A 21,643-nucleotide genomic window follows, 5' to 3' on the forward strand; every position below is an offset into this window, starting at 1 on the left:
CCCCTTACCGTTGGGCTACGCCCTTCACACACTTGAAGAGGGAGACTTCTTTCGGAAGTACGTTAAAGAGGATAAACATATCTAAATAATATTAATTAAAAGTATATGAGCGAATCTCATATACTTTTTTGTCTTTGTTTTATCATATGACGAATACTATAATAAACTATTAAAAATAACCCAAACACCGCAAATGACTGTAATTCTATTTTCAATAACGTTATAACAGAAGAAACATTATCATAACCCCCCACGATCAATACAAATAAAAAAAATGCGGTTAATACCAACAAGCTACTAAAGACATAACTTAACATTCTAGTTGCTTGCATCGTAATAAAAAAGTGGATTAGCGGTTGTATAACGAAGTAGCTTGTAAATATCCCTATAAAAATAATAATATAATAAATATGTTCTTCCTTAAGCCCCATTATTAACAAATGAGATATTTTGAATCCACCTATATTAACTTGGTTTAGGCTTGATTGAAACAATATAATCAACTACCCTCTATATAGAAAATTATTAATCATTTTTTACGAATATTTATACTTTTATACCTACATGATTATCGTTATCGATTTTCTCTGATATAATTGGATTTAATTGTTTGTTTTATAGGGGGAAGTTTATTGAATAAAGCTTATATTTACATAATCATTGGAGCTGCATTGTGGGGTACAATTGGATGGTATGTAAAACATTTATACGCATACGGATTTACTCCAATGGAAGTTGTAACACTTAGAGCATGGAGTACAGCCATTATGCTGTTAGGATTTATGCTGATCGTCTCTCCCAAAACATTGAGACTACAAAAGTTAATAGATATTAGATATTTTATAGGTACCGGAATTCTCAGTATTATCTTCTTTAATTACTGTATGTTTACGGCAATCGAACTTTCGACTATTCCGGTAGCAACAGCGTTGTTATATACTGCTCCAGCGTTTGTTACGATCATTTCTTTTTTTCTATTTAAAGAACCATTAACCAAATCAAAGATTATGGCGTTAGTTATTACGTTAATTGGGACAGCATTTGTTGTAGGTTTAATACCTCCTAACCTTGAAGTGTTGCAGATCGGAAGTATATTATTTGGTCTAGGATCTGGGTTAGGTTATGCACTTTATAGTATTTTTAGTAAGTTCGCATTAAAGAAATATTCGAGCTTAAGTATTACAACATATACCTTTATTATTGCCAGCATCACTCTATTGCCCTTTTTCCCATACCAGGAAAAATTTCACCTTTTACTGAATCCCGCCGTACTATTTTATGCATTTGGTTTAGGGTTTCTTCCAACTGCATTTGCCTATATTATATACACCTATGGCTTACAACAGACAGAAGCTTCCAAGGCCTCTATCTTAAGTACGGTTGAACCTGTAGTGGCAACTTTGGTCGGGGTTTTAATCTTTCATGAAGCCTTTTCATTTGTGCAAATGATTGGTATGGCTTGTATCATTAGTGCAGTAATTCTAATTCAATACAATAGAAAACGATTGAAACTAAATTTTTTTAAAAAAACTTCCATTTAAGTGATGTTCATCACGTCAAAATAAAATAAAAACCATTATCATTAAGCTATATCCAATTAGGAGGTAATGATAATGAACACATTTACTGCAGAACATACACCTGCTGAAATAGTAAAGGTTTTTCCAAAAGCGAGCGATTTATTTAAAAAACGCCGAATCGACTTTTGCTGTGGCGGAGATAAACCGTTAGAGCAAGTATTTACAAAAGGAAATATGGACGCAACAACTGTATTAACTGAGCTAAATACAGCGTATGAGAATTGGGAAAAAGATGACAATGAAGTTACTGACTGGGATGCTATTCCTGCATCTGAATTGATAGATCACATTGTTTATAGTCATCACGCATATTTAAATGAGGAATTACCAGCTTTGGGACAATTTGTCACAAAGATCTTTCGCGTACATGGAGCAAAACACCCACACTTAAAAGATCTACATCGTCTATATAATGAGTTCAAATTAGAAATGGAAGAACATATGGTTAAAGAAGAAAGTGAAGTATTCCCATTAATTAAAGAATACGAAAAGAATCCTAGTGATAAACTTCTATCCCATATCCACGAGGTAAACGGTGGATTAGAAGATGAGCATGAAGCTGCAGGTGATCTCTTAAAACAAATAAGAGAAATCACAAATGACTTTGAACCACCTGTTGATGCTTGTAATTCTTATCGGATAACGTATGCACGTTTATCGGATATGGAATCCGACACTTTCCAACATGTACATTTAGAAAATAATGTGTTATTTAAAAGTTTATAAACCAAACTAAATGAAATTCAATGTTAGAGGAGGAGCGTTAAACAACGCCCCTCCTCTTTCAACTTAAGCAAGTTCACTAGTACTTGCTTCTCATCATATGTTATTATTTTTATAATGAAAATCGCTTTTTATTTTTGACAGCCATTGCAGACTGTTTCTTTTCTAAACGTAATTCTATTTGTTGCAAGCTTTTTTCATCTTGTAATAACTCTTGTTTATTTTCTTTAACTAATTGTTCAAATGATTGGAATTTTGGTCGCATATTATACACTCACCCCTTTACTATTATTCATTATCTATTATACCCTATTTAAAACTTATTAATCGAAATTATTTGAACATTTTATAACATTTTTAGAAACTCGGCTTTTTGCCAATCCTTAATGGCGAAATCCTAAGTTGTACTTATGTAGAGAAGTAAGTTTTATCTTTCCTAGCTACTAAATTCAAACATATTATGGAGGTCATTATTTTGCATCATTTACTTAACGAAAAAGTTCATAACATTGAAATCTCTGGTATTAGAAAGTTTTTTAATATGGTTGCAGATGTGAAAGATGTAACATCACTAACCATAGGTCAACCAGATTTTTATACACCAGATCATGTAAAAGACGCTGCTGTTCACGCAATTAATCACAATAATACATCCTACACACACAATGCAGGAATAATGGATCTTCGTAAAGCCATAGCCAAATACTATGAAAACAACTATTCTGTTAGTTATAATCCGGAATCAGAGATCATCGTCACAACCGGGGCTTCACAGGCAATTGATATCACCTTTCGCACCATCCTTAACCCGGGTGATGAAGTTATCTTACCTGCTCCCATCTATCCTGGTTACGCACCTTTAATAACTCTAGCAGGTGCCAAACCTATATACGCGGACACGACAAATGATGGGTTTAAACTAACAAAAGAAGTATTGTTAAAACACATTACTGACAAAACAAAGTGTTTGGTACTTCCATATCCATCTAATCCAACTGGTGCTTCGTTTTCTAAAAATGAATTACAAGAACTTATTTCCATATTAAAAAAAGAGAACGTTTTTATATTAGCAGATGAAATATATAGCGAATTAGTTTATGACTATGAGCATGTATCCATCGCAAGATTTCCCGAAGTAAAGGATAAAACGATTGTCATTAATGGGTTATCGAAATCACACGCAATGACAGGATTTCGCCTAGGTTATGCATTAGCACCTGCTTGGCTAGCCAAGCACATGTTAAAAGTGCATCAATACAATGTTACTTGTGCATCTTCTATTAGCCAATATGCAGCATTAGAAGCACTAACAAAAGGTAAAGAAGATGCAATTAGAATGCGCGATGTATACAAAACAAGACGTAATTATGTCTATGAAAGGTTAATAGGGATGGGATTACAGGTAAACAAACCAGAAGGAGCCTTTTATTTCTTTCCGAAATTCCCTATTAAAGAAATGTCGTCTTTCCAATTAGGATTAAACTTAGTTCAGACAGGGAAAGTTGCGTTAGTTCCAGGGGATTCGTTTTCGGATATTGGAGAAGGTTACATGAGGCTATCGTATGCTTATGATATAGAAACCATTAAAATAGGTCTCAATCGTATCGAAGCATTTTTAGAAACAAATGATATAATATAGTAGTGGATGATGATAAACATCTATTGAATCGTAGTATTAACAATTTTTAGGTTGTTTCATTTCTTCTTATAGTATCATACAGATTTAAAAGCCTGTCTAACTCTTGACTTATGGTGATAGACTCATTACTTGTGAGTCCTTTTTCCGAGGCAACTTTAGACATTCTATTTCTTAAAAATTCAATTCTATCAAGAAGCATATCATGAGTTTTCATTATAGTATAAAGGGTACCTCCTTTTGTTCATTTATTATACTTTAGCACACCAAATTAATGGTTGACAAGTTTTATGAAAATCATGGAAAATCAACATGAAAATGTATCGTTTTAAACTTATATTTTCATCTCGTTAAATAAAAAGGGGGTCTAGTATGTATGTATTTCAAAAGAAATGAACCTTATCGCTACGCGTTTGATAATCCTATTAATGGAACTTTAAGTAGAATAGAGAAAAATGAAAAGGTTACTGCTAACGTCTTGCTATTAGATGTAAGTAATGAGGGTGCTAAGGTTTCAAGTACTAACGATATACAGTGGAATAAAAGCTCAAAAATTAATCTAGTATTTACATTAAATGATACCTCTTTCCATGCTTTAGGTGAAATAAGTTGGATTAAAAGCTATCATAAATCAACAGAGATGGGACTTCATTTAAATACAGATGAATCTTATCAAAAAAACATGATATCCGTTCTTAAAGACATCGCTAAAAGTACAAGAAGTAAATAAGAAGAATTACTTATTTTTTTTAAATAGAAACCGTATTTATTCGAATCCATTTGGTCACTATGCTACTATATGGATACAGTTAAAGAGAGGATGTCTTTTTTGACAGAAACAAAAGGTAAAAATGAGTGGGTCGAATGGGGCAAAGCAATATTTATTGCAATTCTAGTAGCATTTTTTTTAAGAAGCTTTGTATTTGCTACCTCCATAGTTGAAGGAGAAAGTATGGATCCTACTCTTCAAGATGGAGAGAGAGTAATTTTTAATAAAATAATTTATTTTATAGATGAACCTGAGCGCGGAGACATTGTGATAATTGAGCGTCCAACTAAAAATTACGTAAAAAGAGTAATAGCATTACCAGGTGAAACGATCAAGATAGATAATCATGTTTTGTATATAAATGAAGAAGCGTATGAGCAAAATTTCATTCGACAAGAAGCTCTAAATAGTACTGGGAATTTTGGACCTATCCAAGTTCCTGAAAATAATTATTTTGTGATGGGCGATAATCGTGCTATTAGTAAGGATAGTCGCAATGGGTTAGGCATGATAAACGAGGATGACATTATCGGTAAATCGGAATTTGTCATATTTCCTTTTGATCAATGGTCTATAACAAGATAAGGAATAGGGTCAGACACGACGGTCGTGACTGATCCCTTTTAATTTTTACTCGTTATCAAATATCATATATCCCATGTTCAATACTAGAATACCTAGACAAACTATCCCAAATACTGTTTCCCATCCCATGACCGTGCACCCCTTCCTTATTCTATATGTATACGTTACAATCCCCATAGAGAATTAACAAGAAACCTTCTCCTACCTATCATACCAATTTCCATTCCCTAAATAAAGCAAAAATGTGATAAAATGAATAGAAAAGCGGAGTGGGCTTGTTCAGCGACGAAAAACATAGACAAGCAACCGTAGAGCACCGGTTTTTGTGCTCAAGTGTTGATTGACTATGTCTCGAGTCGCTAGCCCTCGCAGCTAGACATGAAAAGCGGAGGTGACTGATTAGAAGCGGACGCATAAGCAAGAAACCGAAGAACGAAAGGGTTTAACGTTCGAAGTGTTAATTGCTTATGACGGCCAGCTTCTAGGAACCGCAGCTAGACATGAAAAGCGGAGTGGGCTTGTTCAGCGACGAAAAACATAGACAAGCAACCGTAGAGCACCGGTTTTTGTGCTCAAGTGTTGATTGACTATGTCTCGAGTCGCTAGCCCTCGCAGCTAGACATGAAAAGCGGAGTCGACTGATTAGAAGCGGAAGCATATGTAAGAAAAAATCTAGATTAAGTACTAGTTATCATCGTTGTTGAAAGTAGGTTATTATATGATCCACTGTCCCTATTGCGGTACAAATGTAAAAGAAGATGAATTATATTGTATTAAGTGTGGTAAAGAATTACCAAACGATATTAGCCAGCGGATAAACAAGGAAACAGGTTTTAATCGACTCTGGTTTTATCCTATAACTATGACAATATTATTAATACTTGCCTCAGGAATATACTTTATTTTTCTTCAGAACCAAACTACACAAGCAACAGAATTATATGAGCAAGGTGAAAAAAATATCTTGGATGAAAATTATACGGAAGCAAAACATTTATTTGAAAGTGCACTAGAACATAAAGATAGCTTCACTCAAGCAGAAATATCACTAAATTTTGTAGATGTTGCATTAAAAATTAAATCTAAACTAGACGGCGCTACATCGAAATTAGAAGAAAGTAATTTTCAAGAGTCTTTAACCCTTATGAATGAAGCAGAAAGTGATTTGAAGAATTATAATGGTACAGCAGTTTCCAACTTAATTGATATTATTGTAGACAAACGTAACACCATTCAGTTAGAACAATTAAAAAATAAAATTGAGCAAGACCCTAATATTGATGAATTAAAAATACTTTTATGGGAAGCAGAAGCAATTAATAATGAAGAAGCAGAAGTAATAACAGCTAATATCCGAAGTCAGATTATTGAATATGTATTTTCAAAAGCGAGTGATCAATTAAATAGAAACCATTTTTCAGATGCGCAAATGTTAGTTGACGATGGATTAAAATATGCACCTAATTCTGAAAGACTACTAAGTTTAAAAACTACTATCGATAAAGAAAAAACTGCCTTTGAGACTGCTCAACAGGAAAGAATTGAACAAGCCTTTTCAACAGCGGCACAAGAACAAGAATTGAATGAAAATGATGCAATTGAAGTGAATTCTGTCTCATTGGATAGTGACGATCAGGAAAACTTAGTTGTTACAGGAGAAGTTAATAGTGTAGCAACAGTCCCAATAAATTCTATTTCAGTAGAATATGCTATAGTCACAAATGACGACTCGGAAATATTAACGAATGAAGTTTATGTGTATCCTGACAAGCTTTACCCTGACGAAAATGGGAAATTTGAATTTACACATTTTGATTTGGAAGATAGCAATAATGATTTTGAGATAACTATTAATAAAATTAAATGGTACACAGAATAATAGCATATTTACTATTGGAGTGAACAAATATGAAAGAAAAACGATATAGACCAATCACTGTGTCTGTTCTGCTGCTTATGATTGGAGTGCTAGGACTATTTGCTATTTATCATTCTTGGAATACCAAAGAAGTATCTGTTACTAGTACAGTAGTCAACAAAGTTAAAAGCGCTGAAAAAGGCCTTGACTTAAAGTCAATCATCCATGAAGCGGAAAAGAATGTAATGCTTATTGAGGGGCAAAATGATCAAAACACAATAACCGGGTCGGGGTTTTTATATAATAAAAAAGGTGATATTATCACCAATGCCCATGTTGTAGAAAATGCGGATGTAATATACGTTAGAACTGCAAACGCACGTATATATCCAGCTGCGATTGTTGGAATGGGAGAAGACACGGATATTGCTGTTATACGCGTACCCCAACTAGCAGGTCAAACCAATCTATCCATCGAAAAAGAACAAAAAGCAGAAGTTGGCGATGAAGTCATAGCTCTTGGAAGCCCCCATGGTTTTCAAAACACAGTTACATTAGGGATTATATCTGGTAGAGAACGTAACTTTTCCGTAGATGGCTTTGACTATAAAAATGTCTATCAAATATCTGCTCAAATTACGCAAGGTAATAGCGGTGGACCTTTAATAGAGCGGGAAACTGGTAAAGCTGTTGGAATAAATTCTGTTGGCACAATGGACGGTACAATTGGTTTTAGTATACCGCTTGATGAAGTAATTGGCCAACTAGAACAATGGTCAAATGAGGCCCAAAATGACCAATTAGACTTTTCAAATACAGGGGATATCATCAGCACGATTGATCCTGAGCAACTTCAACTGGATGCCGAATATTTAGTTGATTACTTTTTTGAAAGTATTACAATTAGAGATTATGTAGGAGCATATACGTTATTAGGCAGCGACATTCAATCTGAAATTTCATATTCTGATTTTCGTGAAAGATACATTCATATCGTCGATCTGGAGTACGCTGAAGTTGCTAGTAATTTATCAGTTGAAAGCCTAATTAAAATAACTGCTGAGGTAAATGTAGAGAGTAAATTACCGGATACCGAAGAGAATAGTATGGATACGTATCAATATGAATTTACGATTGGTTATGAAAATGATCAACTTAAAGTGCTTAGCCTTACCTACTAAATATTCCATAAACAACCGATTCATTAGTTATTCCAACTATATAAAATTAGCTTGTGCGAATAACGCACAAGCTAATTTTATTAATTATACAGTTTGAAACAACTCGGTCAATTGTTCAGGGGGCAACGGTTTACTATAGTAAAAACCTTGCATTTCATCACATTTTTCATTTTCTAAAAAGGTTAACTGTTCAATGGTTTCTACACCTTCTGCAATTACTTTCATATTTAATGAGTGGGACATATGAATAATCGACTTCACAATCGCTTGATTTTGCTTCTGGTTTTCATCCATAAACATTTTATCTATTTTCAACTTTGTAATTGGAAATATGCTTAAATACTTTAATGATGAATATCCAGTGCCAAAATCATCAATTGATACTAGTACTCCAAATTTCCTTAATCGATTCATAGTTTTTAAAATTGATTCCTCATTAGTCATTGCCATACTTTCTGTGATTTCAAGCTCTAAATAACAAGGTTCAAGCCCTGTGGATTCTAAAATTTGTTCCACTTTTTCAACAAGGTTCTTTTGATGAAACTGCTTGGCAGATAAGTTAACGCTAACAATGATAGGTTGATAGCCTTTATCCTGCCATGCTTTGTTTTGTCTGCATGCTTCTTTTAATACCCAGTCCCCAATATCGATGATTAAACCAGTTTTTTCTGCAAGTGGAATAAAATCATCTGGTGGAATGTATCCTTTTACTGGGTGACTCCATCTTAATAATGCTTCAAAACCAACGATTTCCTTTGAATGCAAACTCTTTTGTGGCTGATAATGAACCTCAAACTGCCCTTCTTTTAAAGCTTTTCTTAATTCTCTTTCCATAGTTAACATCGTTTTAAAATTTTCAGAAATAGATGATTCAAAAAGATTATAATTATTTCTATGTTTTTCCTTAATAACATACATAGCAGAATCAGCATGCTTGATTAAATCATTTGGTGTTCCCCCATTTTTGGGATAAATACTAATACCAATGCTTATGGAAGTGAACACCTCATAATCATCAATTTTAATGGGTTTTTCAAATTCAGAAATTAAATTTTCTGCCAGGTTCACCGCGTCGTCTTCATCGTTTGTATGTCGTTGCAGAATTAGAAATTCATCGCCACTCATCCTGGCTATAAATGTGTCGATTTGGAGAAATGATTTTAGTCGTTCCCCGCACGCCTTTAACAATTCATCACCGAATGCATACCCCAATGTGTCATTGATCTCTTTGAAATAATCTACGTCTATAAAATAGACAGCTAACCATTCATTACTTGTTTTAGCTTCTTCAATTGCTTCCTGCAAAACTTTGTTAAAGAAATTTCGATTTGGTAAATCGGTTAACTCATCATAATAAGCCATAAATTCTATCCGTCTTTCATTCTCTACCCGTTCTGTAACATCTCTAATAAGTGCTACTTGAACAATATTTCCTTGATTATTTGATGGATGTTCCATGACTTCAATAAAAATTTTACTTCCATCTTTTCTTCTTCCTACTAGTTGACAAGAATTTTCAGGATGTTGATGGATTTCTTTATCCACAGTACTATTATTTGGATCTTCAATGAGTTGGGAGATCGTTATGTCCTTTATTTCTTGTTGGGAATAATCAAACATATTCGCAAAAGTCATGTCACAATCAATAATTTTTTCGTCATCGTACATAACCACACCTTCAGCACTTGAATGAATTAATTGATTTATGTATTTTTTCACTTCATCTGTTCTATCCTGTAATGATAATTCACTCATGATTAAACAGTATACATTTCCATCAATAAGAATGGATTTAACTTCAATTAGCTTGTTATGGTTGTTTTTTTGCTCCATTATAAAGTGAGTATCGTTATGATCTTTTAATAGATTTAAATCTAGAATATCTACAATGGATAACGGATGAGAGTCATTTATTTTTAATAAAGTAAATGCAGCCTCATTTCCATCTAGGATACCCCCATTTTCATTCACAAATAGAATTGCCTCTTTCAAGATTGTTAATACTTTACGGTGTATTGGTAAGTTAAATTGTTCGTTTGACATCGACTTTTCCCCCAATTACATGGACACAATTATCCTATAATCATCTTCTCTTTTGGAAAATGGTATTTCCCACTTTTCTTGTTATCTTTGAACATGAATAGAAACGTTATTATTCCGACTCTACCAATAAACATTAAGAACATTAATACAATTTTACTAAATGTAGTCAGTTCACTAGTAATACCAAGAGACAAGCCAACTGTTCCAAAAGCCGAAGTTACTTCAAAGATTATTTGTGATATCGTAAAAGGCTCTACCACAGAAATAATTAAGACAGAACTAAATACAAAAATGAATGCCATCAAGGTAATTGTTACAGCCTTGAGTAAATCATCTTCATATACCTCACGATTAAATATTCGAATACTTTTCCCGCCTCTTGCGTATGTAACAATGAAGATTACAACAAGCGCAAATGTAGTAGTTCGTATACCACCACCCGCACTACTTGGTGAAGCACCAATAAACATTAGAAATGACATAAAGAGATGATTTTCCTCTGTCAATTGGCTTACATCCATGGTGGATAACCCACCACTTCTTGTTGTTACAGACTGAAATAAAGAGTAGAAAAGCACCTCATGCCAGGACTTATCAGCAAAAAAGTTCCCAGAGTCTAAAAGCATGATAAGTAATGTACCAACAACAATTAAAATAAAGAAAGTAAGTGTAGTTACTTTTGTAAACAAAGTGAAACGTAGTAAATTGCGATCAACATTTTTGGTAAACATATACTCTTTTACTTCTATCAAGACTGGATACCCTATAGCTCCAAAAATAATTAATAACATATTAATAAATTGTACGAAGTAATCATCTTTAAAAGGAATCAACGATTGACCAGTAATGTCGAATCCTCCATTGGTTGTAGCGCTTATAGCACCAAAGAAACCGTTTAAGTAAGCTTCACTTGCTGTAGGAAAGTATTGTAAATAATACGTTCCAAGTATAATGAAACCTATAAATTCAATAGTTAATACAACAATGAAAATTTGCTTAATTAAATGGACCATGCCTGCAAAGTTGGTCATATTCTGATCTGTCATAATTAGTCGTCGTTCTTTTAACCCTATTTTTTTACCTAATAGAATCCAAATAAATGTTCCTATTGCCATTACCCCTACTGCACCAAGTTGTAATATAGCAGCAAGCATAAAGATACCAGTTGTACTTAGTGTATCAGCTATTGTAATTGTACTTAACCCTGTAACACTTAATGCACTAACAGCTGTGAAAATGATATCAATGAAAGCAATATCCGCTGTTTTTTGATGTGCAATTGGCATTGACAATATAAATGTAGAACCAAGAACCGCTATAAAATAGAAAAAAAACAGCAGTTGAACGGGTGATAAATCACTAATTTTCTTACCTATTATTTTAAAGAACATATTGTTACTCCTTATATCGGTTCATTTACAGAAAACTTAATAATATTATAGCAGTCTAATTTAATTATTGCTTGTATTTTCGACACTTTCCCTTAATTTCTCTACAATTTCTATGGATAAACACGTTGTAACCAGTAATTCTACCATCAAATATCTATAATAAACAATCTTTTATTAAACTTGAAAAGGTTAGTCACTTATGACTAACCTTTTTCATAATCAATTATATTAATTCTTTAAACTTTTCTAAGAGTGATTCTCCTTGGTAGCCCTGATCAATTAAATGCCTTAACATATCTTTAATAATTCCTTTTTGTTGATCCACAATTGTTCCCATAAATAACACATTCATATGGGCGCCGATTTCATTTATGCCGATAATAGAGGTCAGAAATGTCGCGGGGGGATTGCTTTCTTTTGATATAGTAACCTGAACCATTACTTCCTCTTTTTGAGATCGTAACCGTTGGAAATATTCAAGGTTGTCATGACTCATGAACGCTTCAATTACCCATCGATTATAATCATCTTCGCGATTAATAATAAGTCCATCTATCAATGTAATCTCATGCTGAATGATATTATCATCTTTATCATCAATGATTTCTAATGATTTAAGTTTAAATGTTTTCATTCGTTCACATCCCCCTTTTCCCTCTCCATATGATCAGCCACCTATATAAGACATCTCAATTTTCTTTCGATTATTATGTTTATTTTCAGTACGCTCATCCGAATAACGATCTTTTCTTCTTCCCCATAATCCAGTAAGTTCATCGGTTAATTGTTCATTAGTCAAACCTTCGCGAATTTTTTTACGTATATCAAAACCACTTGATGCAAAAAGACAGGTGTATAATTTACCATCAGCCGCCAGTCGAATTCTAGTACAAGTTCCACAAAATGAGTCTGTTACAGAGGAAATTACACCTATCTCTCCCCCACCATCTTGATAGCGATATCTAGAAGCTACTTCACCATAATAGTTTTCTTCAGCTGGTTCAAGGGGCATCTCGCTATTGATGACATCTACAATTTCTTTTTTAGAAACTACATGGTTAAGATCCCAACCATTATGGTTACCTACATCCATAAACTCTATGAAACGCAGTATTACGTCACTATCCTTAAAATAGCGAGCCATCGGGACAATCTGGTTTTCATTCATCCCTTTTTTTACAACCGTATTAATCTTTACCTGTAAACCTGCCTGTTGGGCTGCTTCGATACCTTTTAAGACTGGTAGTGTCACAACCCCCTTACCATTAATTTCTTTAAACACATCATCGTCAATCGCATCTAAACTTATATTAACACGCTTTAATCCTGCTTCTTTTAATTTTTTAGCCTGTTTAGGAAGGAATATGCCGTTCGTTGTCAAAGCAATATCTTTTATTCCCGGGATTGCTATTAATTGAACTATTAATTGATCTAGATTTTTACGCATTAATGGCTCTCCACCGGTAATACGTATTTTTTCAACACCTAATTGACTAAACGTTTTTGCAAGTCGTACAATTTCATCAAAGCTCAGCAATTCACTTTCAGATAAAAATGGGTAATCATCACCAAATATTTCTTTTGGCATGCAGTACGTGCAACGAAGATTACACTTATCTATAACAGAAATTCGTAAGTCTTTTAGTACTCTTCCAAAGTGATCTTTAATAGGTGTTTGCTCTCGTTCATCCATCGAACACACTCCCTTTTTATCTAAGAATTAAATTCACGCTGTGTATCGGCTTCATTAAGTAATAAGAGTTCCACATCTGTACCAGGTTCAAATCCCCTAGTTCCTCCAGGTAGCACCATTAAACCTGTTGTATGGGCCAATGAAGAAACGACGTTCGATTTATCCATTCCGGCCAGATGCGCAAGTACCTCTTTATTTTCATATGACACATAACTTCGAACAAACCTTGTGAAAGGGTTCGGCTTTGGAAATGGATCCACAAGTGTTGCTTTAATCCGTTTTAAATAGGGGTTATCACTAAATAACATATGGTGAAGGATTGGCCTAACAAATAATTCAAACCCAACATAACATGCTGAGGGATTCCCTGAAAGTCCGAATAACAATTGATTGCCTCGCACTGCCACAGTTGTCACACTACCAGGGCGCATAGCGACTTTGTTGAATAAAACATCTGCACCGAGTTTTTCATAAATGGCTGGCATCAAATCAAAATCACCGACTGATACCCCCCCAGTTGTAATTAAAATATCTACTTCATCAAGTGCCTTTTTAATCGTTTGGTAACTTGAATCAAATTCATCTGCTAGCTTTCCTAAGTAGTTATACTCGCCACCTGCTCGAATAATTTGCGATGCAATCATATATGCATTTGAGTTTCTGATTTTGCCTGGTTGTAATTCTTCCTCAACATCCAAGAGCTCTGTTCCTGTTGCAATAACACCGACTACTGGTTTTTTAGCAACTGTTACTTTATGGTAGCCAAATGTTGCTAACAATGCTTTGACACCAGGATTTATTAAGGCCCCTACTTTTACTAAGGTTTCACCGTTGGTAACTTCAGACCCTTCTTTAATTATGTTTTGATCCGGTCTCATCTTACGTTTAATGGACATAAAGTCTATTCCATTCTCTTTAAATGTACGACAGATTTCAAACATAGCAACACAATCAGCCCCCTCAGGGATTTGTGCTCCTGTCATAATTCTAATCGCCTGATTCTTATGTATGACTTTCGTGGGTACCTGACCTGCACCGATGTGCTCAATTACTTCAAAAGATACTGGGTTATCTAAAGAAGCATCAATTGTATCTTCAGATCGAAATGCAAATCCATCATATGGTGATTTATCAAATGAAGGTACTGGATGCTTTGCAACTACTGACTCAGCCAATCTTCTATTATCACTATGGTGTAATAAAACCACTTCCTCGCTACCTTCTATTCGATGGTTCATGACTTGATGAACAGCTTCTTCCACTGGAATTGGTTTACGCACTTCTACCATATAATCAAGCCTCCTTTGTTACCGTTCCTTTACTGTATATCTAGTTTAACAAAAATAGTACATAATTGGTAATTTTACAACAGTATAAATGTTTTACTCCTCAGGGAGTGAGGGTATTGTTTATCAAGTACCAGATCAAGTTACTTTACTATTATTTTTGACAAGGAGTGTTAGAATGGTTGAAAATAGAAATGTTGAAGTTGAGCGCAAGGAAACAAAATCAGATCCATCTAAAGTGGGGGTAGCAGTCATCAAATATGTAACATATTTGATTATATTCTTTGGGTTTCTATGGTTTCTTATAAGCTACGTGTTTCCAATGTTTTAAACTGGTTGTGACTCTTGAACTACCCACCACTTATCGACCTTTCGGTCTGATTGAAGTGGGGGATTCCTAAGAACACCAACCTATCGGTCAGTTATGGATTAGGCTATCCCCGCAGTTCCTGCGGTTAATCGTAATGCTTCATTACGAAGATTGATACTTGCGTTAATATCTCTTTGGTGATGACTGTTGCACGTTGGACACGTCCATTCACGCAAAGCAAGATTTTTAACGTCTTTGTGTTTGTGACCGCAATTAGAACATAGCTGACTTGAAGCAAAGTTTTTGGCTACGGTAACGACTTCTTTTCCGTACCATTTCGCTTTGTATACTAGCATCGTTCTAAATTGTGACCATGATACTTCACTAATTGCTTTTGCAAGATGATGGTTTTTCAACATATTTTTCACCGACAAATCTTCAATCCCGATGATGTCGTTGTTTTTGACAATCTCGGTAGAGATTTTGTCCAACATATCTTTTCTAGCATTAGGATTTTTCATGAATGCGAGCGACTTTTATTTTTTGCTTATGCCAATTAGAAGAACCAATTTGTCTCCTTGATAGGATACGTTGAACTTTTGCTAACTTTTCCTCTAATAGTTGAAAGAATTTAGGGTTTGGATAGACTGTACCATCTGAAAGAGTAGCAAAGTCTTTTAGTCCTACATCTATCCCTACGGATGAATCTGTCTTTCTAAGTGGTTCAACTTCGGTTTCTGTCAATATTGAAATGAAATATTTACCCGAAGGATTACGTCTAATGGTTGCGTTCATGATACGACCTTCTACTTCACGACTTTTGGCAAAACAGACAAAACCCAGCTTTGGTAGTTTGATATGTTTATCCAAAACAGCGATATTTCCATTAACATATTTTGTCGTGTACGATTGAATAGGGTTCTTCTTGGATTTAAAATGGGGTTCATCGTTTTGTTTTTTGTAGTAACGTGTATAGGAATCATTTACAATTTCAACTGATTTTTGAAGAGCGATGCTATCTACTTCTTTCAAGAATGGATAGTATTCTTTTAATTCACGAACAGCTTTAATGGATTGGTTTTTATTAAAAAAACCACCTTTCCAATTGTTCTGAGGAAGCTGACCATTTTGTACCATCTCATTCACCATATACCAATATGCATCTTTATCTTTTTGCTTACCTACGAAATAGTTGTAAACAAAACGAGAACATCCAATTGTTTTATGAATGAAGACGATTTGGATTTTGTTTGGATAAATTCGAAATTTATACGCTTTTTTCACTTTCATTGATTTTCACCCCTTCTATCCAATTATACCAAAAAGGAGACGAAATACGAACGTTTGTTTCCCCTGATTGTATGTCGGACCTATGAGATGGCAAAAGCCATCCCTTTTCCGAAGGCGATTCATCCCCCGCTTACTCATTGGGCTAACGCCCTTCTATTCCTTGAAGAAGGGGGGATCGCCATTAAGGCTTGGCGATAAGCCAAGTATTCTAAAAGGCATAAAAAAACACTGATCTGAAAAGCATATTCCTATAGATATAATTTGGAGTGATTTGTATGTTCTGGTTTTCTTCAGTGTTACTTATAACACTCATTCTAGGGTTCTATTTCATGATACGTAACAAAAAAGACCCTAATAACAATTCATCTTTATCAGTCGAAGAAACAAATGAATTAAATGAGGATTACCTGTCCCATGGCAGCCATGATGAGCATGACGACCGTAAAAATATATAATCCTTCTTTATTCTTTTCAAAATTATTGTATAATTATATATATTCATTCTCTCTTTTAATTAAGAGAGCCTTCCTTACTATAATGAAAATATATAATTAGGAGCATACATTATGGTTAAACGTATCTTATTAGTATGTGTTTTCTTATTAATTACAGCCTGTTCAGAGAGTGAGCCTACCGTAGTAAAAAAAGAAACAGACCCTAAAAATCCTAACCAGGAACCCGAATTAGTTGAAGAAACGAAAGAAGATAAAACAGAGGAATACATCGAATTTACGCTACCGGATGAACAGGTGATGGTCCATTTGGAAATGGTACCAATATTATATGAATATATACATGCAACCAAGAACCGACAACAAGCAATTGAGGAAATGAATATGCATCGGATTAATGTGGAGGAAACCGATCTTTATTTACTCGAATTCTCTTGTCACGATGAATTATGCTCTTACTTATTATTAGATCAAAGTAAGGATAATCAAGCATACTTAATTGCTGATTTAGCAAAATTAATACAAACGAAGATTTCATCAGATAGTGCAAAGGTATTATTTCAATTTAATCGAACTGATACTTCATTACCTCTCCCATTAACAGATTTAGTAGTTGTTAACTTGAATCAATGGGAACCAGTAGCACTGATAAATGAAACTAATGAGACTGTGACATTAGATTATACATGGCCCATAATTACAGTAGAATGGATTAATGATACAACCATTAATGCACTTAAGCCTGACATCGAGGAACCAACCAGTGAACTTATTACACAGTGGCAAGATAATGGAAAACCTAATACAACTATATCGTTTACAATCAATCAAAAATAGTAAAGGGGACTTTAGATTGAATAATACATTAGATACAATAATGAATCATAGAAGCATACGTAAGTTTAAGGATGAAAAATTAACAAAAGAACAAATACACACTATTGTAAAAGCTGCTCAACAGGCTTCAACATCTAGTTATATAATGGCGTATACCATTGTCGGAATTACGGATGAGGATATAAAAATGAAATTGTCAGAGGTATCTGGTCAACCATATGTGAAAGATAATGGACATTTATTTGTCTTTTGTGCAGATTTAAATCGTATAAATCAACAAGCTACTTCCGAATTACAAGAGAAAATGCAAGCAAGTATTGAGAGTACAGAAAAATTCATTGTAGCAACTGTAGATACAGCACTAGCTGCACAAAATGCCGTCATTGCAGCTGAATCGATGGGGTTAGGTGTTTGTTACCTTGGGAGCCTGCGCAACAACATTTCTCGTGTGAATGACATATTAGAACTACCCGAACATGTTATACCACTTTTTGGATTAGCCTTAGGGTATCCAGATGAACAACCTGAAAAAAAACCACGTCTCCCACTTGATGTTGTTTATCATGAAAATACTTATGCTAATGACGAGCAACAGCGAAGTAAAATAAATGACTTCGATCAGCAACTGAAAGAATATTATAAAAATCGAAAAACGAATACTCGAATTGATACTTGGTCAGAACAAATGATTCGAAAATACAGTAAGACAATTCGGATGGATGTTACTCAATTTGTAAAAGACAAAAAGCTAAATAAAAGATAAAAATAAACAGCACATTAGATGTGCTGTTTATTTTTTATTCCAATATTAATTCATGTACGTGTTCTATCTCAAAACACTCACCATTCACTGTAAATCTTGCATGAAAATAGATCGGATATTCCCCTTCTTCCTGGGATGTGAAAACCTTTGCATTTTGAGGATAATAGCTGTTTCCTTCCCCTAATACTTTGGTCACATTACTCCCTGTGAAATCATGGTTTTTATTCTTTAAAGAGACGGATACTAACGGTGTCTGGTGTTCTATCTCAACAGATTCATCACCAGTATATTGAATAGAGCGAAACACTTGAAATCCATCATCTATTTTCTCAATACGAATATGTAAAGTAAAGTCATCAACTTGCTTTTTAGTTGTAATATTGTCCGTTAACGTGGCATTAGCTTGATTACTTCCCCAATAAAACCCTCCGATTATACAAACAACACTAACCAATACTATCAGTATGAGTTTTCTCATTACTACCACCTCTAATTATAAGACGGATTAAGTAAATAAAAGTTTCAAATTATTTACATTACATAATAACTTGTTTCAATGCTATCAAAAGGAAAATATTAGAAAGTATATTTTTTCCCTAAATATTTCATTATAAAGGGTGAAGCGTACGTAAAGGAGGATTTTTATGACAGTAGGAAGTCAAGTAAAGCAAACCATTGCTGGACTAAAAAGTGCACAAGCTAGTTTTGAACAATTCGCTCTTCAAACACAAAATGAGCAAGCAAAACAACTGTATCAAAATGCAGCGCAACAAACACAAACTATTTTGGATGGTGTAGAACCAAGGGTAGACCAAATCGAGCAAGAAGAACCACAATATAAACAATTTTAAAATATTCCATAAAGGGGTTGTTACCTTCCCAGCCCCTTTTCATAAATTCAAGCGATAGAATGGGTGGTCGAATGATATATAGTTTAAAAATAAGTATTACTTTCATATTGTTGGTTACTTTAATTGGTTGTAATACAAATAATAACAATAATTCATTGGAAGATGACAAACATGTTGAATTAACCGAGATATCCACTTCTGAGCTTGATCAAAGTCCTTCTAACCAAGTGAAACGCCGTTTAAGCAAACACGATGGAATTACATCGATCAATGCTGTTAATACATCTAAAACACTCATAATCGCCATTGAATTTCATCATAATAAGCGATTCAATCTAACCGATTTACGAAAAAAATATAAAAAAGAAATTGAAAAGATTGTACCAAATTTGGATGTGGAATTATCAACAGATAAAAAACTTGTTTTCGAATTAGATGAATTAGAAAAAAAGATTGAGGATAATTCTATAACACCAAAAAAACTAATGAAAAAAGTTAAACAACTCACCAAATTGATGAAAGAGCAAACTTGATGAAAAGAGTGAATGGAAATGGCAGATAAAAAGAAGAAAAAAATGCCACCTCAAGCGCAAGAATACCAGGCATTTCAAAGCAAACGAGAAGTAAAGCGCCCACTATTACAAAATTGTTTAAAGGCTTTTTTAGTAGGTGGATTTATTTGTTTTATCGGCCAAATTATTTCAACTATTTATATTTATTACTTTGATTTCACAGAACAAACCGTTGGAAATCCTACTGTAGCAACCCTTATTTTTATTACCATGCTTCTAACTGGCTTTGGGATTTACGACCGTATCGGGCAATATTCAGGTGCAGGGTCTGCTGTTCCAGTTACCGGATTTGGTAATGCAGTTATTTCAGCAGCTATTGAACATCGTACAGAAGGGTTTGTTCTAGGTGTCGGAGGTAATATGTTCAAATTAGCTGGAGCCGTAATTTTATTCGGCGTTTTTTCAGCGTTTGTAATAGCCCTTATCAAAACAATTTTAATTCAATGGGGTGGCTTATAATGTTACTTGGACATCAAACTTGGCTTTTTGAAAATAAACCGGTTATAACATCAACCGGAACTGTCGGTGGACCATTTGAAGCAAAAGGAAGCATACCAAATGACTTTGATATCCTACATGAAGACATTTGGCTGAAACAGGATTCATTTGAAAAAGCTCAACAATTAATGATGGAAGAAGCTTGCCAATTCGCAATTAAGAATAGCACCATACAAAAGGAACAAGTCGAGTTTTTCATTAGTGGTGACCTGATTAATCAGATCACACCAACAAGCTTTGCAGCTAAGACGATGGGTTTACCCTACTTTGGTTTATTTAGTGCTTGCGCAACATCAATGGAAAGTTTGGCATTATCCGCTTTTATTATTAATGGCCAAGGTGCTAACCATATTTTAAGTGGGAGCGCAAGTCATAATGCAGCCGTAGAAAAACAATTTCGGTACCCTACAGAATATGGAGGACAAAAGCCTCCGACATCCCAGTGGACGGTGACAGGCGCAGGTTGTGCATTAGTCTCCAAAGAAGGAACAGGACCTGTTGTAACATCAGCAACTATCGGAAAAATCGTTGACATGGAAATGACAGACCCTTTTAACATGGGGGGTGCCATGGCTGGAGCGGCTGTTGACACAATCATCACTCATTTAAGAGAACGAAATGTTGATCCATCTTTTTATGACCTAATTATTACAGGTGACTTAGGACACATTGGTAGAGAGGTTGCCCTAGACCTTTTACGAAAAAATGACATTCCTATGGAAGAAGATCAATTTGTTGATTGTGGACTTACTATTTACCGGGAAGGACAGCCTGTTCTAGCAGGGGCAAGTGGATCTGCTTGTTCAGCAATTGTTGTCTATGGTCACTTTTTAAAATTAATGAAGCAAGGAGATATTAAACGAATACTTGTGGTAGCTACAGGTGCACTACATTCTACTTTAAGTGTTCAGCAAAAAGATCCTATCCCTTGCATTGCACATGCAGTATCAATTGAAGCAGGAAGTGATATAACATGATCTTTTTTTGGGCCTTTGTTGTAGGTGGTCTGATCTGTGTAATTGGGCAAATTATGTTTGATGTATTTAAACTTACCCCTGGACATACACTAAGTATTCTTGTAGTCAGTGGTGCTGTTTTAGATGGCTTTGGATTATATGAACCATTAATTGATTTTGCAGGAGCAGGCGCTACCGTACCCATTACAAGCTTTGGAAACTCACTTGTACACGGGGCAATGGCCGAAGCAGAAAAACATGGACTTGTTGGTGTCGTAACCGGGATGTTTGAAGTCACCAGTGCTGGTATCTCTGCTGCTATTATTTTCGGCATGATTGGGGCATTAATTTTTAAACCGAAAGGATAAT

The 21,643-nt window shown here is 34.5% G+C and carries 24 protein-coding genes and 1 pseudogene; 16 read left to right on the forward strand and 9 right to left on the reverse strand.

What is annotated here, in order from left to right; translation table 11 throughout:
* Positions 1 to 632: 632 nt before the first annotated feature.
* Together ACFQ3N_RS11595 and ric are read left to right on the forward strand one after the other, a co-directional pair.
* On the forward strand, positions 633 to 1,541 hold the full coding sequence (locus tag ACFQ3N_RS11595; RefSeq protein WP_390362575.1) for a DMT family transporter: 909 nt from the start codon (positions 633 to 635) through the stop codon (positions 1,539 to 1,541).
* Between the two features lie 69 nt (positions 1,542 to 1,610).
* On the forward strand, positions 1,611 to 2,306 hold the full coding sequence (gene ric / locus ACFQ3N_RS11600; RefSeq protein WP_390362676.1) for an iron-sulfur cluster repair di-iron protein: 696 nt from the start codon (positions 1,611 to 1,613) through the stop codon (positions 2,304 to 2,306).
* Between the two features lie 109 nt (positions 2,307 to 2,415).
* On the opposite strand, the gene ACFQ3N_RS11605 is transcribed toward ric, so the two are convergent.
* Entirely contained in the window at positions 2,416 to 2,568 is a 153-nt protein-coding gene (locus tag ACFQ3N_RS11605) for an FbpB family small basic protein (protein ID WP_390362577.1), read from the reverse strand.
* Between the two features lie 210 nt (positions 2,569 to 2,778).
* Here ACFQ3N_RS11605 and ACFQ3N_RS11610 point away from each other — a divergent pair, with 210 nt between their 5' ends.
* Entirely contained in the window at positions 2,779 to 3,942 is a 1,164-nt protein-coding gene (locus ACFQ3N_RS11610; protein ID WP_390362581.1) for an aminotransferase A, read from the forward strand.
* Positions 3,943 to 3,988: 46 nt separating this feature from the next.
* On the opposite strand, the gene ACFQ3N_RS11615 is transcribed toward ACFQ3N_RS11610, so the two are convergent.
* Positions 3,989 to 4,156: a Spo0E family sporulation regulatory protein-aspartic acid phosphatase gene (locus tag ACFQ3N_RS11615; protein ID WP_390362583.1), complete on the reverse strand. Its 168-nt coding sequence runs from the start codon at positions 4,154 to 4,156 to the stop codon at positions 3,989 to 3,991.
* Between the two features lie 159 nt (positions 4,157 to 4,315).
* Here ACFQ3N_RS11615 and ACFQ3N_RS11620 point away from each other — a divergent pair, with 159 nt between their 5' ends.
* The 4 genes from ACFQ3N_RS11620 (at position 4,316) to ACFQ3N_RS11635 (ending at position 8,332) form a co-directional block, all read left to right on the forward strand.
* Entirely contained in the window at positions 4,316 to 4,669 is a 354-nt protein-coding gene (locus ACFQ3N_RS11620; RefSeq protein WP_390362586.1) for a PilZ domain-containing protein, read from the forward strand.
* A 90-nt stretch (positions 4,670 to 4,759) separates the two neighbouring features.
* Positions 4,760 to 5,293 carry a signal peptidase I gene (lepB, locus tag ACFQ3N_RS11625; RefSeq protein ID WP_390362588.1) on the forward strand — a complete coding sequence of 178 codons (534 nt, stop codon included), beginning with the start codon at positions 4,760 to 4,762 and terminating at the stop codon, positions 5,291 to 5,293.
* 718 nt (positions 5,294 to 6,011) lie between these two features.
* On the forward strand, positions 6,012 to 7,172 hold the full coding sequence (locus ACFQ3N_RS11630; RefSeq protein ID WP_390362590.1) for a zinc-ribbon domain-containing protein: 1,161 nt from the start codon (positions 6,012 to 6,014) through the stop codon (positions 7,170 to 7,172).
* A 29-nt stretch (positions 7,173 to 7,201) separates the two neighbouring features.
* Positions 7,202 to 8,332: a S1C family serine protease gene (locus ACFQ3N_RS11635; RefSeq protein ID WP_390362592.1), complete on the forward strand. Its 1,131-nt coding sequence runs from the start codon at positions 7,202 to 7,204 to the stop codon at positions 8,330 to 8,332.
* Positions 8,333 to 8,416: 84 nt separating this feature from the next.
* Here the strand turns inward: ACFQ3N_RS11635 and ACFQ3N_RS11640 are convergent, their stop codons facing one another.
* The 5 genes from ACFQ3N_RS11640 to ACFQ3N_RS11660 all read right to left on the reverse strand — a co-directional run bounded on the left by ACFQ3N_RS11640 (position 8,417) and on the right by ACFQ3N_RS11660 (position 14,748).
* The gene (locus tag ACFQ3N_RS11640) at positions 8,417 to 10,375 is read right to left on the reverse strand and encodes a sensor domain-containing protein (protein WP_390362594.1); all 1,959 of its coding nucleotides are present in this window, start codon (positions 10,373 to 10,375) and stop codon (positions 8,417 to 8,419) included.
* Between the two features lie 29 nt (positions 10,376 to 10,404).
* Entirely contained in the window at positions 10,405 to 11,766 is a 1,362-nt protein-coding gene (locus ACFQ3N_RS11645) for a TrkH family potassium uptake protein (protein WP_390362595.1), read from the reverse strand.
* Between the two features lie 223 nt (positions 11,767 to 11,989).
* Positions 11,990 to 12,400 carry a YwpF family protein gene (locus ACFQ3N_RS11650; protein ID WP_390362597.1) on the reverse strand — a complete coding sequence of 137 codons (411 nt, stop codon included), beginning with the start codon at positions 12,398 to 12,400 and terminating at the stop codon, positions 11,990 to 11,992.
* A 33-nt stretch (positions 12,401 to 12,433) separates the two neighbouring features.
* Positions 12,434 to 13,459 carry a GTP 3',8-cyclase MoaA gene (gene moaA / locus ACFQ3N_RS11655; protein ID WP_390362599.1) on the reverse strand — a complete coding sequence of 342 codons (1,026 nt, stop codon included), beginning with the start codon at positions 13,457 to 13,459 and terminating at the stop codon, positions 12,434 to 12,436.
* A 20-nt stretch (positions 13,460 to 13,479) separates the two neighbouring features.
* A complete protein-coding gene (locus ACFQ3N_RS11660; RefSeq protein WP_390362601.1) occupies positions 13,480 to 14,748 on the reverse strand; it encodes a molybdopterin molybdotransferase MoeA in 1,269 nt (422 codons plus the stop codon).
* A 175-nt stretch (positions 14,749 to 14,923) separates the two neighbouring features.
* Between ACFQ3N_RS11660 and ACFQ3N_RS11665 the strand changes: the two genes are divergently transcribed.
* A complete protein-coding gene (locus ACFQ3N_RS11665) occupies positions 14,924 to 15,076 on the forward strand; it encodes a hypothetical protein (protein ID WP_390362603.1) in 153 nt (50 codons plus the stop codon).
* A gap of 98 nt (positions 15,077 to 15,174) precedes the next feature.
* Here the strand turns inward: ACFQ3N_RS11665 and tnpB are convergent.
* Positions 15,175 to 16,345, reverse strand: a pseudogene (tnpB, locus tag ACFQ3N_RS11670) (IS200/IS605 family element RNA-guided endonuclease TnpB).
* Between the two features lie 329 nt (positions 16,346 to 16,674).
* Between tnpB and ACFQ3N_RS11675 the strand changes: the two are divergent.
* The 3 genes from ACFQ3N_RS11675 to nfsA all read left to right on the forward strand — a co-directional run bounded on the left by ACFQ3N_RS11675 (position 16,675) and on the right by nfsA (position 18,397).
* Positions 16,675 to 16,800, forward strand: coding sequence for a hypothetical protein (locus tag ACFQ3N_RS11675; RefSeq protein WP_390362605.1), 126 nt, complete (start codon positions 16,675 to 16,677; stop codon positions 16,798 to 16,800).
* A 111-nt stretch (positions 16,801 to 16,911) separates the two neighbouring features.
* Positions 16,912 to 17,634 (forward strand): hypothetical protein, encoded by a 723-nt coding sequence (locus tag ACFQ3N_RS11680; RefSeq protein WP_390362607.1) that lies wholly within the window; start codon positions 16,912 to 16,914, stop codon positions 17,632 to 17,634.
* Between the two features lie 16 nt (positions 17,635 to 17,650).
* Positions 17,651 to 18,397 carry an oxygen-insensitive NADPH nitroreductase gene (nfsA, locus tag ACFQ3N_RS11685; protein ID WP_390362610.1) on the forward strand — a complete coding sequence of 249 codons (747 nt, stop codon included), beginning with the start codon at positions 17,651 to 17,653 and terminating at the stop codon, positions 18,395 to 18,397.
* Positions 18,398 to 18,431: 34 nt separating this feature from the next.
* Here nfsA and ACFQ3N_RS11690 read toward each other — a convergent pair whose 3' ends face one another.
* Positions 18,432 to 18,875: a hypothetical protein gene (locus ACFQ3N_RS11690; protein ID WP_390362613.1), complete on the reverse strand. Its 444-nt coding sequence runs from the start codon at positions 18,873 to 18,875 to the stop codon at positions 18,432 to 18,434.
* A 166-nt stretch (positions 18,876 to 19,041) separates the two neighbouring features.
* Between ACFQ3N_RS11690 and ACFQ3N_RS11695 the strand changes: the two genes are divergently transcribed.
* The 5 genes from ACFQ3N_RS11695 (at position 19,042) to spoVAE (ending at position 21,642) form a co-directional block, all read left to right on the forward strand.
* On the forward strand, positions 19,042 to 19,248 hold the full coding sequence (locus ACFQ3N_RS11695) for a DUF1657 domain-containing protein (protein ID WP_390362615.1): 207 nt from the start codon (positions 19,042 to 19,044) through the stop codon (positions 19,246 to 19,248).
* A gap of 155 nt (positions 19,249 to 19,403) precedes the next feature.
* On the forward strand, positions 19,404 to 19,781 hold the full coding sequence (locus tag ACFQ3N_RS11700) for a hypothetical protein (protein WP_390362617.1): 378 nt from the start codon (positions 19,404 to 19,406) through the stop codon (positions 19,779 to 19,781).
* Between the two features lie 18 nt (positions 19,782 to 19,799).
* The gene (gene spoVAC, locus ACFQ3N_RS11705; RefSeq protein WP_390362620.1) at positions 19,800 to 20,279 is read left to right on the forward strand and encodes a stage V sporulation protein AC; all 480 of its coding nucleotides are present in this window, start codon (positions 19,800 to 19,802) and stop codon (positions 20,277 to 20,279) included.
* Positions 20,279 to 21,295, forward strand: coding sequence for a stage V sporulation protein AD (gene spoVAD / locus ACFQ3N_RS11710; RefSeq protein WP_390362622.1), 1,017 nt, complete (start codon positions 20,279 to 20,281; stop codon positions 21,293 to 21,295). The genes spoVAC and spoVAD overlap by 1 nt, the downstream gene beginning before the upstream one ends.
* Positions 21,292 to 21,642, forward strand: a complete 351-nt coding sequence (gene spoVAE / locus ACFQ3N_RS11715; protein WP_390362624.1) for a stage V sporulation protein AE — start codon at positions 21,292 to 21,294, stop codon at positions 21,640 to 21,642. Before spoVAD ends, spoVAE begins: the two co-directional genes overlap by 4 nt.
* The last annotated feature ends 1 nt before the right edge of the window (position 21,643 follow it).

Origin of the sequence: Virgibacillus byunsanensis (assembly GCF_042675965.1) — a bacterium.
Lineage (GTDB): Bacteria > Bacillota > Bacilli > Bacillales > Amphibacillaceae > Virgibacillus_R > Virgibacillus_R byunsanensis.